The organism is Stenotrophomonas sepilia, from assembly GCF_003244875.1.
Taxonomy (GTDB): domain Bacteria; phylum Pseudomonadota; class Gammaproteobacteria; order Xanthomonadales; family Xanthomonadaceae; genus Stenotrophomonas; species Stenotrophomonas sepilia.
On record NZ_LXXZ01000099.1, the window covers coordinates 1 to 11214 of the forward strand.

Here is an 11214-nt window from a genome sequence, read left to right on the forward strand (position 1 = left end):
GGACGGGTTTACGGCGTCCCCGCAACCCGACACCGCCCCGCCCAGCAAACAGAAAAGCCAGAGCCGGCTGTTGCTCCGGCTCTGGCTCTGGCTTTTGCTTCGGCGGTTGCCTCTGCGGGTGCCGGGCCGCAGGCCCGGCCGATGAACTCAGACCACTGGTTCGCGCAGGGCGGGGTTGTCCCAGCCCGGGCGCGGGGCGAAACGGTCGCCGTGGCGCTGCTGCAGCGCCTTCAACCGCTCGACGATCGCATCGGCACCGACCGCACGGATGTGCTGGATCGGACCGCCGCGGAACGGGGCGAAACCGGTGCCGAAGATCACGCCGGCATCCAGCAGGTCCGCATCGGCCACCACGCCTTCGTGCAGGCACGCCACTGCCTCGTTCAACAGCGGCAGGATCAGGCGGTCTTCCAGGTCGGCCGGGGCCTGGTAGTCGCTGGCCACGTCCGGCTTCTTCGGCTTGCCGTTTTCCCAGGTGTAGATGCCCTGGCCATCCTTCTTGCCACGCTTGTCCGGTTCCACCGTCTGCAGCGCGGCCGGAATCTGCAGGCCCAGGAACGGCGCCAGTTCGCGGCCGACACCGGCGGCCACGTCCAGGCCGACGGTATCGATCAGTTCGATCGGACCCATCGGCATGCCGAACTTCACTGCGGCCTTGTCGATCACCGGGCCCGGGATGCCTTCGGCGTACGCGGTGGCGGCTTCCAGCATGTACGGGAACAGCACGCGGTTGACCAGGAAGCCCGGACCGCCGGCCACCGGCACCGGGAACTTGCCCAGCGCCTTGCAGAGCGCGGCCAGGCGGCGCTCGGTCTCCGGCGCCATGCCATCGTGGTGGATGATTTCCACCAGCGGCATCTGTGCTACCGGGTTGAAGTAGTGCAGGCCGGCGAACTGCGCCGGGCGCTGGATGTGATCGCGCAGTTCCACCAGTGGAATCGACGAGGTATTGGTGGTCAGCAGGGCGTCCTGCTTCATCTTCGGTTCCAGCGTCTGGTACAGCGCACGCTTGGCTTCCGGGTTCTCGATGATCGCCTCGATCACCAGATCCGCTTCGGCAACCCCATTGCCTTCCAGGTCGGCACGCAGGCGTGCGGCCACGGCGGGGCGCTTGCTTTCGTCGCGCACCTTCTTGGCAAACAGCGCCTGCGCGCGTTCCATGGCCGGGTCGATGAAGCGCTGCTCGCGGTCCTGCAGGGTCACCTCGAAGCCCTTGTAAGCGGCCCACGCGGCGATGTCGCCGCCCATCACGCCGGCGCCGACCACGTGCACGTGACGGATGCCGGAATCACCACTGCCCAGGCCCTTCAGTCGCTCGGTGAGGAAGAAGATACGGATCAGGTTGCGCGCGGTCGGTGTACTGGCCAGCTTCACCACGGCGCGCCGCTCGGCGTCCAGGCGGGCCTGGATCGGCTTGCCGCCACTGCGTTGCCAGGTGCTGATCAGCGCGTACGGCGCCGGGTAATGGTCCTTCTTCGCCTTGCGTGCGACCTGCTTGACCATCTGCGGCGCCAGCAGCCTGCGTGCCAGCCAGGTGTTGGTGGCCCATGCCGTCGCGCGCTGCTTGAACGGGCGGGTGGTACCGGACAGCGCCAGCGCGACGGCGGTGTCGAGCACCACCGCTGGCGCCACCACCTTGTCGACCAGGCCGATGCCACGCGCGGCCGAGGCCGACAGGGTGCGGCCGGTCAGCATCATGTCCATCGCCGCCGGCGCGCCCACCAACTGCGGCAGGCGGGCGCTGCCGCCCCAGCCCGGGAAGATGCCCAGCTGGGTTTCCGGCAGGCCGATGCGGGTGCTGCTGTCATTGGACGCCACGCGGTAGCGGCAGGCCAGCGCCAGTTCGGTGCCGCCGCCCAGGCAGTGGCCGTGGATCGCCGCAACGGTGGGGCAGGGCAGCTCGGCCAGCTTCTGATAGGTCGCCTGGCCACGACGGATCGCGTCGTTGACAGTGCCGCGACGGTCGAATTCCTGGAACTCCTTCAGGTCGGCACCGGCAATGAAGCCGGCCTTCTTCAGCGACTGGACCACCACGCCCTTGGGCGGGTCCAGCGCGATGCGCTCAAGCAGGTCGCCCAGCTCCAGCAGCACGTCCTGCGACATCGCGTTGACGCTGCTGTCCTGACGATCCAGGGAGAGAACCACCACGCCGTCGTCGCGGATCTCGGGGTGCCAGTGGCTGAAGCGGAGACCATCGAAGCCTGAGAGCATGGACGTTCCATCCGGTTGTGTATGGAGAAGCGGCTATGATCCAGAGGTTGTTTCCCTCGCGTCAAATCCCAATAGCAGGGGAGTGGCGCCCCCGGATCCATGGCCGTGGACCGGGACGCTAACGGAACGGTGGTTAAAAGCTGGTGCGGCGCCAGGTGATCGGCGACTGAACTTTTCCCGGGATTGGCAGTCTCATTGCCCGACGTCGGTTGGGCTGACAGGAGTGCGGCCCCTCATGGCCGAGGTTGATACACCACAGGAGTTGGATCTGGAACTGGTCCGGCGCGTGCAGCACGGCGAGAGTGCCGCCTTCGATGTCCTGGTGCGCAAGTACCAGCATCGGGTGGTGGCCCTGGTCGGTCGCTACATCGCCGACTGGAGCGAATGTCAGGACGTCGCCCAGGACACTTTCATCCGTGCCTACCGCGCGATCGGGAGTTTCCGTGGCGATGCCCAGTTCTCAACCTGGTTGCATCGAATCGCCGTGAATACCGCCAAAAACTACCTGGCTTCACACAATCGACGGCCGCCGACCGATGACATCGACATCGGCGATGCCGAACAGTTCGACAGTGGTACGCGCCTGCGTGACACCGACACGCCCGAACGCGAGTTGATGCGCCAGGAGCTGGAACAGACGGTGATGAAGGCCGTCAACGCGCTGCCGGAAGAACTCCGGTCAGCGATCACCCTGCGCGAGGTGGAAGGCCTGAGCTACGAGGATATCGCGCAGAAGATGGGGTGCCCGATCGGCACGGTGCGTTCACGGATCTTCCGGGCGCGCGAGGCGATCGACACCGAACTCCGGCCGCTGCTGGACATCGGCAGCGCCACCCGTGAGAAGAGCCGCGTATGACCAGTAACCCGTTCAACGAATCGCAGAACCATCAATCGCCCGCCGGGCAGCGCCTGGACCAGCGCCATCGCGAGCAGCTGTCGGCCCTGGTCGATGGCGAGCTGGGCGCCGATGAAGCGCGCTTCCTGCTGCGCCGGATGGAGCACGACCCCGAGCTGGCCGGCTGCCAGGAACGCTGGCAGCTGCTGGGCGACGTGATGCGCGGACAGGCGTCGGCGCTGGCGCCGGCCGGCTTCAGTGCCGCCGTGGCTGCCGCCATCGCGGCCGAGCCGGCGCCACAGGCCGAGCCGCGTCGCCAGGTACGTCGCAGTGGCTGGCGGGCCTGGGGCGGCGGCGCCGCGCTGGCCGCGTCGGTGGCCGCCGTCGCACTGTTCATCGGCGGCGAGAAACTGAAGGAGGCCACGCCGGGTGAACCGCTGGCGCCGCAGGTGATCGCCAGCCAGGCGGAACTGCCACCGGCGCCAACCGCGCCGGCCCCGGTGACCGAAGCATCGGTGGATACCGCCGCGATGGCCGTGGCGGCGGCGCCGGCTGTGGCGATGGCTGCTACCAGCCGTCGCCAGGACGCCCGCCGCGCCAGTGCAACCCGCAGCCAGCAGGCCGCGCGTGCCGCCCAGCGCGATGACGCTCCGCAGCGCGCCATCGCCGCCGTGCAGGCACCGCTGGCTCCGACCGTACCGGCCAACGCCAACCACAACCTGCCGTTTGGTGAGGTCGGTGGGCTGCAGGCCCGGCCATGGCCGCGCTCCAGCCTGGCGCCCGCCGCCGGTGGTGCGCTCAATGCCAGCTTCCCGGCCCATGCCGGTGGTGCCGCGTTCTACCCGTTCGAGCCGCGCCTGCAGGACGACCTGCCGGTGCCGCCGCGCCCGCGCGACTGAGCCGGGCGCCTTCACGCCCCGCCCTCGGCGGGGCCCGTATTCCTCTTTCCACCCGATCCGGAGGTTGCCGTCCGATGACTCCCCGACTCCGCACGCAGGCCATTGGCCTGCTGGCCCTGACCCTTCCCCTGGTGGCCTGCGCACAGGCGCCGGCGCCTGCCGCGCAGACCCAGCCTGCGCCGGCCGCGGCGCCGCGGGCGCCTGCACAACCGCTGGTCAGTGGCTTGCCTGACTTCACCAACCTGGTCGAACAGGTCGGCCCGGGCGTGGTCAACGTCGACACCACCATCGTCCGCAACAACCGCCAGGCCTCGCGCGGCCCGATGGGCGACGATGACATGCCGGAGTTCTTCCGCCGCTTCTTCGGCCCTGACTTCCCGATGCCGGGGCAGGGGCCGGGTGGGCAGGATGGCGGTCCCAGCATCAAGGGGCGTGGCATGGGATCGGGCTTCATCATCTCGCCCGATGGCTATGTACTGACCAACTACCACGTGGTGGCCGACGCCAGCGAGGTGAAGGTCAAGCTGGGCGACAGCCGCGAGTTCACCGCCAAGGTGGTGGGCAGCGACCAGCAGTACGACGTGGCCCTGCTCAAGATCGATGGCAAGAACCTGCCCACCGTGCGCGTGGGCGATTCCAACACCCTGAAGCCCGGTCAATGGGTTGTCGCGATCGGCTCGCCGTTCGGCCTCGACCATTCCGTTACCGCCGGCGTGGTCAGCGCCGTTGGTCGCAGTACGGGGGGGCCGGACCAGCGCTACGTGCCATTCATCCAGACCGACGTGGCGATCAACCAGGGCAATTCCGGTGGGCCGCTGCTGAACACCCGCGGCGAAGTGGTCGGCATCAACTCGCAGATCTTCTCGGCCTCCGGCGGCTACATGGGCATCAGCTTCGCGATCCCGATCGACCTGGCGATGAGCGCGGTCGAGCAGATCAAGAAGAGCGGCAAGGTCACCCGCGGCCAGCTCGGCGCGGTGGTCGAACCGATCGATTCGCTGAAGGCGCAGGGACTGGGCCTGCCGGACAGCCGCGGCGCGCTGGTCAACCAGATCGTGGCCGGCAGTGCGGCCGCCAAGGCCGGCGTGCAGGTGGGCGATGTCATCCGCTCGGTCAACGGCAGCGCGGTCAACAGCTGGTCCGACCTGCCGCCGCTGATCGGTGCGATGGCGCCGGGCAGCAAGGTGAACCTGGTGGTTTACCGCGACGGCAAGCCGCATGAGCTCAGTGCCACGCTGACCGCACTGAGCGAGGACGGGCAGGCCAATGCCCGCGGGCCGTCGGCTGGCGGTGGCGAGGCGGCTCCGCAGACCGGTGCCAACGCCTTGCTGGGGCTGGACGTCAGCGACCTGAACGCGGCCCAGCGCAAGCAGTTGGGGCTCAACGGCAATGAAGGCGTGCGCATCACCGGGGTCAAGGGCCAGGCGGCACGCGATGCCGGCCTGTCGCCGGGCATGGTGATCCTGCAGGTCGGCCGCACTGCGGTCGGCAGCGTGGATGCCCTGAACCGGGCATTGTCCAGCTTCAAGAAGGACGACGTGGTGATGCTGCTGGTCCGCACGGCCAACGGCAACAGCGCCTTCGTGGCGGTGAAGGCCGGCCAGTAAGGCTCCTGCCGGGGCCGCTTCGGCGGCGCCGGCGCGGCCCCCGAAGCCCCGCCCCGGCGGGGCTTCGGCCGTTCTGGCCCCGGCCCGATGAGGCAGTTTTCGCGGCCGGGCGCCGGGCATGCGATAATCGACCGTTACCCTGACGACGCCGCGCGCCGCCGCCACCTATGTCTTCTGATTCGATGCGGAACATCCGCAACTTCTCCATCATCGCCCATGTCGACCACGGCAAGTCCACGCTGGCCGACCGCATCATCCAGCTCTGTGGTGGCCTGCAGGCCCGCGAGATGGAAGCGCAGGTGCTCGACTCCAATCCCATCGAGCGCGAGCGTGGCATCACGATCAAGGCGCAATCGGTGTCACTGCCGTACCTGGCCAAGGACGGGCAGACCTATCACCTGAACTTCATCGACACCCCCGGCCACGTCGACTTCTCCTATGAAGTCAGCCGCTCGCTGGCCGCCTGCGAAGGCGCGCTGCTGGTGGTCGACGCGGCGCAGGGCGTGGAAGCGCAGTCGGTGGCCAACTGCTATACCGCAGTGGAGCAGGGCCTGGAAGTGGTGCCGGTGATCAACAAGATCGACCTGCCCACCGCCGACATCGAGCGCGCCAAGGCCGAGATCGAGGCCGTGATCGGCATCGACGCCTCCGACGCCGTGCCGGTCAGTGCCAAGACCGGCCTCAACGTGCAGGACGTGCTGGAGGCGATCGTCCATCGCATCCCGCCGCCGGTGCCGCGCGACACCGACAAGCTGCAGGCGCTGATCATCGACTCGTGGTTCGACAACTACCTGGGCGTGGTCTCGCTGGTGCGCGTGATGCAGGGCGAGATCAAGGCCGGTGACAAGCTGCAGGTGATGTCGACCGGCCGCAACCACCAGGTCGACAACGTCGGCGTGTTCACTCCCAAGCGCAAGGTGCTGCCGGCGCTGCGTGCCGGTGAAGTGGGCTGGGTCACCGCCAGCATCAAGGACGTGCATGGTGCGCCGGTCGGCGACACCCTCACCCTGGCCGGCGATCCGGCGCCGAAGCCGCTGCCGGGCTTCCAGGAAATGCAGCCGCGCGTGTTCGCCGGCCTGTTCCCGGTCGATGCCGAGGACTACCCGGACCTGCGCGAAGCGCTGGACAAGCTGCGCCTGAACGATGCCGCGCTGCGTTTCGAGCCGGAAAGCTCCGAAGCGATGGGCTTCGGCTTCCGCTGTGGCTTCCTGGGCATGCTGCACATGGAGATCGTGCAGGAGCGCCTGGAACGCGAATACAACCTGGACCTGATCAGCACCGCGCCGACGGTGGTGTATGAGGTCCTGAAGACCGACGGCTCGGTCATCAACATGGACAACCCGGCCAAGCTGCCGCCGGTGAACCAGGTCGAGGAGATCCGCGAGCCGATCATCCGCGCCAATGTGCTCACTCCCGAGGAATACATCGGCAACATCATCAAGCTGTGCGAAGAAAAGCGCGGCAGCCAGATCGGCATCAACTACCTGGGCAGCCAGGTGCAGATCAGCTACGAGCTGCCGATGGCCGAGGTGGTGCTGGACTTCTTCGACAAGCTCAAGTCGGTCAGCCGTGGCTATGCCTCGCTGGACTACCACTTCGTGCGCTTCGACGCCGGCCCGTTCGTGCGCGTCGACGTGCTGATCAACGGTGACAAGGTCGACGCACTGTCGCTGATCGTGCACCGCAGCCACGCCGACCGCCGTGGCCGCGAGCTGTGCGAGAAGATGAAGGACCTGATCCCCCGGCAGATGTTCGACGTGGCCATCCAGGCCGCCGTCGGCTCGCAGATCATCGCCCGCACCACGGTCAAGGCGATGCGCAAGAACGTGCTGGCCAAGTGCTATGGTGGCGACGTCTCGCGCAAGAAGAAGCTTCTGGAAAAGCAGAAGGAAGGCAAGAAGCGCATGAAGCAGGTCGGCCGCGTGGAGATCCCGCAGGAAGCGTTCCTGGCCGTGCTGCAGATGGACAACAAGTAAGCCCGCACCGGCCTCGCGGGGCCGGTCGTCTGGTGACGTTGCAAAGGACCCTGAATGAAACTGTTTGAGATCCTCCTGGTCGTGCTGACCCTGGCCTCGGGCCTGATCCTGCTCGCCGACAAGCTGTACCTCGCCAAGCGCCGCGCCCAGCGCGCGGGCCTGCTCGACACCGAGCCGGTGCTGGTGGACTACTCGCGTGCATTCTTCCCGGTGCTGGCGATCGTGCTGATCGTGCGCAGTTTCATCGCCGAGCCGTACAAGATCCCGTCGAGCTCGATGATGCCGAACCTGCTGATCGGCGATTTCATCCTGGTCAACAAATTTTCCTACGGCCTGCGCCTGCCGATCAGCAACACCAAGATCGTCCCCTTCGGCGAGCCGTCGCGCGGCGACGTGGTGGTGTTCCACTTCCCCGGCCACAGCGACAACGACCCGGCCAAGGGCGAGAACTTCATCAAGCGCGTGATCGGCGTGCCGGGTGACACCGTGGTCTTCGAAGGCGACGGCGTGATCCTCAATGGCGAACCGCTGAAGTACGACAACAAGGGCATCTATGCCGGCCACAAGGGCCAGGGCGAGGGCGCCAACCTGCTGGTCGAGCACCTGCCGGGCCGTACCCATACCGTGCTGGAGACCGACTATCCGCGTGGCCAGGGCCAGTGGACCGTACCGGCCGGCAAGTACCTGGTGATGGGCGACAATCGTGACAACAGCGACGATGGCCGCTTCTGGGGCCTGCTGCCGGAAGAAAACCTGCGCGGCAAGGCCTTCCTGATCTGGCTGAACTGCCAGGGCTGGTTCTGCAAGGATGGCTTCGAGCCGTCGCGGATCGGCTCGAGCATCAACTGAGTACCTTCACATCCAACGCGTATCTGGGGAGAACGCAATGAAGACGATGAACACGCAGCGTGGCATGACCCTGACCTCGTTCCTGGCGGTCCTGATCGTGGTGGGTTTCTTCCTTTACATCGGCATGAAGCTGTTCCCGATGTACCAGGAGTATTACGCGGTGCGCTCGGCGATGAAGAGCCTGGCCAAGGAGCCGGGCGTGGGCAGCATGGAGCCGGCCCGGATCCAGGATCTGTTCTTCAAGCGCCTGTACATCAATTACTCGGAAAACGTGAAGCCGGCCAACGTGAAGTTCGACCGTCGCGACAATGGCTGGACCCTCAAGGTCAACTACGAAGTGCGCCGTCCGCTGGTCGGCAACCTGGACGTGGTTGGCAAATTCGATTCATCCCAGGACCTGACTCGAAGCGGTGCCGAATAAACCTTTCCAACGTGGTGACCTGATCGGTCATCCCTTCCGCGACCCGGTGCTGCTCAAGCAGGCGCTGACGCATCGTAGCGCCGGTGCGCCACACAACGAGCGCCTGGAATTCCTGGGCGACAGCATCGTCAACATGATGGCGGCCGAGGCGTTGTACCGACGCTGGCCCAAGGCTGACGAGGGCGCGATGACCCGTGCCCGCGCCGAACTGGTGCGTGAGGGCGCGCTGGCGGTGATTGGACGTAGCCTGGAACTGGGCGAGCGGCTGATCCTGGGCCCGGGCGAAATGAAGTCCGGTGGCCACCGTCGTGATTCGATCCTGGCCGACGCGGTGGAAGCCGTGGTGGCTGCGATCTACCTGGATGCCGGTTTCGAGGCCTGCCGGGCGGTGGTACTGCCCTGGTTCAGCGCTTCGATCGAGGCACTGCCGGCCTCCGGCCGACCCGAGAAGGACCCCAAGACCCGCCTGCAGGAATGGCTGCAGGCCCGACAGAAGGCGTTGCCGCAGTATGAACTGGTGTCAGAATCCGGTGACGACCACGCCAAGCACTTCCGGGTACGCTGCAACGTAGCCGACCCGGCCGCCAGCACCGAGGGCGAAGGCGCCTCGCGGCGGCTTGCCGAACAACAGGCGGCTGCGGCCGTCCTAGAACAACTGGATTCCAAGTGAGCGAACAAACTCCCCATCATTGCGGCAGCGTGGCCGTCATCGGCCGCCCGAACGTGGGCAAGTCGACCCTGACCAATGCCCTGGTCGGCGCCAAGGTCAGCATCGTCTCCAACCGTCCGCAGACCACGCGTCATCGCCTGCTGGGCATCGCCACCTATCCGGAGGGCCAGCTGGTGCTGGTTGACACCCCCGGACTGCACAAGGTGCAGAAGCGGGCGATGAACCGGGTGATGAATCGCGCCGCGCGTGGCTCGCTGGAAGGCGTCGATGCCGGCCTGCTGGTGATCGAAGCCGGTCGCTGGGATGAAGAGGACAGCCTGGCGTTCAACGTGCTGCGCGACGCCGGCATCCCGGTGGTGCTGGTGGTCAACAAGATCGATCGCCTGAAGGAAAAGGGCGCGTTGCTGCCGTTCCTGCAGCAGGTGACCGAGGGTCGCGACTTCGCCGCCGTGCATCCGATCTCCGCGCAGAAGCGCAACGGCCTGGAAGCGCTGGTGCGCGACGTGCTGAAGCTGCTGCCGGAAGCCCCGCCGATGTTCGGCGAGGATGAGATCACCGACCGCAGCCAGCGTTTCCTGGCCGGTGAACTGGTGCGTGAGCAGCTGATGCGCCAGCTCGGCGAGGAACTACCGTATGCCACCACTGTCGAGATCGAACGCTTCACCGAGGACGGCAACCTGCTGCGCATCGGTGCGGTGATCTGGGTCGAGCGTGAAGGCCAGAAGGCCATCGTGATCGGCAAGGGCGGCGCCCGCCTGAAGGAGATCGGCGCCAAGTCCCGCCTGCAGATGGAGCGTCTGTTCGGGGCCAAGGTGTTCCTGGAAACCTGGGTGCGCGTGCGTGAAGGCTGGTCCGACGACGAGGCCGCGCTGAAGGCCTTCGGTTACGAGTAAGGCGTTGTAGTCGCTTCGATGATGATCGAGGACGACACCGGCTTCGTGCTGCACGCACGGGCCTACCGCGAGACCAGCCTGCTGGTCGAAGTGTTGAGCGCACAGCATGGCCGTATCGGCCTGCTTGCGCGTGGCGTGTCCACTGCCAAGGGCCAGGTGCTGCGCGCCGCCCTGCAGCCGTTGCAGTGGATCCGCTTCAGTGCCCAGCAGCGGGGTGAGTTGGCCCAGCTGCGTGGCGCCGAGGCGCTGGATGCCGCGCCACGCCTGGTCGGGCAGGCGATGCTGGCCGGCTTCTACCTGAGCGAACTGACCCTGCGCCTGGCCCCGCGCCAGGACCCGCTGCCGGAGCTGTACCTCGCCTACGGCGAGGCGCGTGCGCGGCTGGCGGTGGGCGCTGGCCTGGCCTGGACCCTGCGCCGTTTCGAACGCGAGCTGCTGTCTGCGCTGGGCCTGGGTTTCGAGCTGGACAGCGCCAGCGATGGCCAGCCGATCGACCCGGCGGCGCGGTACGAACTGGACCCGCAGGAGGGTGCGCAGCGCCTGTTGAGCGAGCGCGGCGGGGAGCGCCGGGCAGCCGCCACCGGGTCGGCGCTGTTGGCGCTGGCGGCTGACGAAGAGCCGGATGCCGCCGATCTGGCCAGCCTGCGCCTGCCGATGCGGCGGGTGCTGGCCCATCACCTGGGGCCGCGCGGGCTGAAGTCCTGGGAAATGCTCGAGCAGCTGGCGCCCAGGCGTTGAGGGGTGTTCGGCAGGGCTTGCAGCCCTGCACCTGCCGAGGCCAAAGCAACAGCAACAGCAACAGCGTGCATTCCGTGTGTCGGGGTGCGGGGACGCCGCAAGTACGTCCGTGTAG

10 protein-coding genes are annotated in these 11214 nt (G+C 67.2%); 9 read left to right on the top strand and 1 reads right to left on the bottom strand.

Annotated features, from left to right (window positions below; all coding sequences use genetic code 11):
* Nucleotides 1-147 precede the first annotated feature (147 nt).
* Nucleotides 148-2211, bottom strand: a complete 2064-nt coding sequence (locus A7X97_RS19980) for a 3-hydroxyacyl-CoA dehydrogenase NAD-binding domain-containing protein (protein ID WP_111008360.1) — start codon at nucleotides 2209-2211, stop codon at nucleotides 148-150.
* A gap of 235 nt (nucleotides 2212-2446) precedes the next feature.
* Here A7X97_RS19980 and rpoE point away from each other — a divergent pair, with 235 nt between their 5' ends.
* The 9 genes from rpoE to recO all read left to right on the top strand — a co-directional run bounded on the left by rpoE (nucleotide 2447) and on the right by recO (nucleotide 11099).
* Nucleotides 2447-3067, top strand: coding sequence for an RNA polymerase sigma factor RpoE (gene rpoE, locus A7X97_RS19985; RefSeq protein WP_005418256.1), 621 nt, complete (start codon nucleotides 2447-2449; stop codon nucleotides 3065-3067).
* The gene (locus tag A7X97_RS19990; protein ID WP_072169164.1) at nucleotides 3064-3945 is read left to right on the top strand and encodes a sigma-E factor negative regulatory protein; all 882 of its coding nucleotides are present in this window, start codon (nucleotides 3064-3066) and stop codon (nucleotides 3943-3945) included. Before rpoE ends, A7X97_RS19990 begins: the two co-directional genes overlap by 4 nt.
* Before the next feature lie 74 nt (nucleotides 3946-4019).
* Nucleotides 4020-5552, top strand: a complete 1533-nt coding sequence (locus A7X97_RS19995; RefSeq protein ID WP_111008361.1) for a DegQ family serine endoprotease — start codon at nucleotides 4020-4022, stop codon at nucleotides 5550-5552.
* Nucleotides 5553-5734: 182 nt separating this feature from the next.
* Nucleotides 5735-7528, top strand: coding sequence for a translation elongation factor 4 (gene lepA / locus A7X97_RS20000; protein ID WP_005418237.1), 1794 nt, complete (start codon nucleotides 5735-5737; stop codon nucleotides 7526-7528).
* 54 nt (nucleotides 7529-7582) lie between these two features.
* A complete protein-coding gene (gene lepB, locus A7X97_RS20005) occupies nucleotides 7583-8377 on the top strand; it encodes a signal peptidase I (RefSeq protein ID WP_005418234.1) in 795 nt (264 codons plus the stop codon).
* 37 nt (nucleotides 8378-8414) lie between these two features.
* The gene (locus A7X97_RS20010) at nucleotides 8415-8798 is read left to right on the top strand and encodes a DUF4845 domain-containing protein (protein WP_014038086.1); all 384 of its coding nucleotides are present in this window, start codon (nucleotides 8415-8417) and stop codon (nucleotides 8796-8798) included.
* Nucleotides 8788-9468, top strand: coding sequence for a ribonuclease III (gene rnc / locus A7X97_RS20015; protein ID WP_111008362.1), 681 nt, complete (start codon nucleotides 8788-8790; stop codon nucleotides 9466-9468). Before A7X97_RS20010 ends, rnc begins: the two co-directional genes overlap by 11 nt.
* A complete protein-coding gene (gene era / locus A7X97_RS20020) occupies nucleotides 9465-10361 on the top strand; it encodes a GTPase Era (protein WP_005410599.1) in 897 nt (298 codons plus the stop codon). Before rnc ends, era begins: the two co-directional genes overlap by 4 nt.
* A gap of 18 nt (nucleotides 10362-10379) precedes the next feature.
* Nucleotides 10380-11099, top strand: a complete 720-nt coding sequence (gene recO, locus A7X97_RS20025) for a DNA repair protein RecO (protein ID WP_049447075.1) — start codon at nucleotides 10380-10382, stop codon at nucleotides 11097-11099.
* Nucleotides 11100-11214 lie beyond the last annotated feature (115 nt).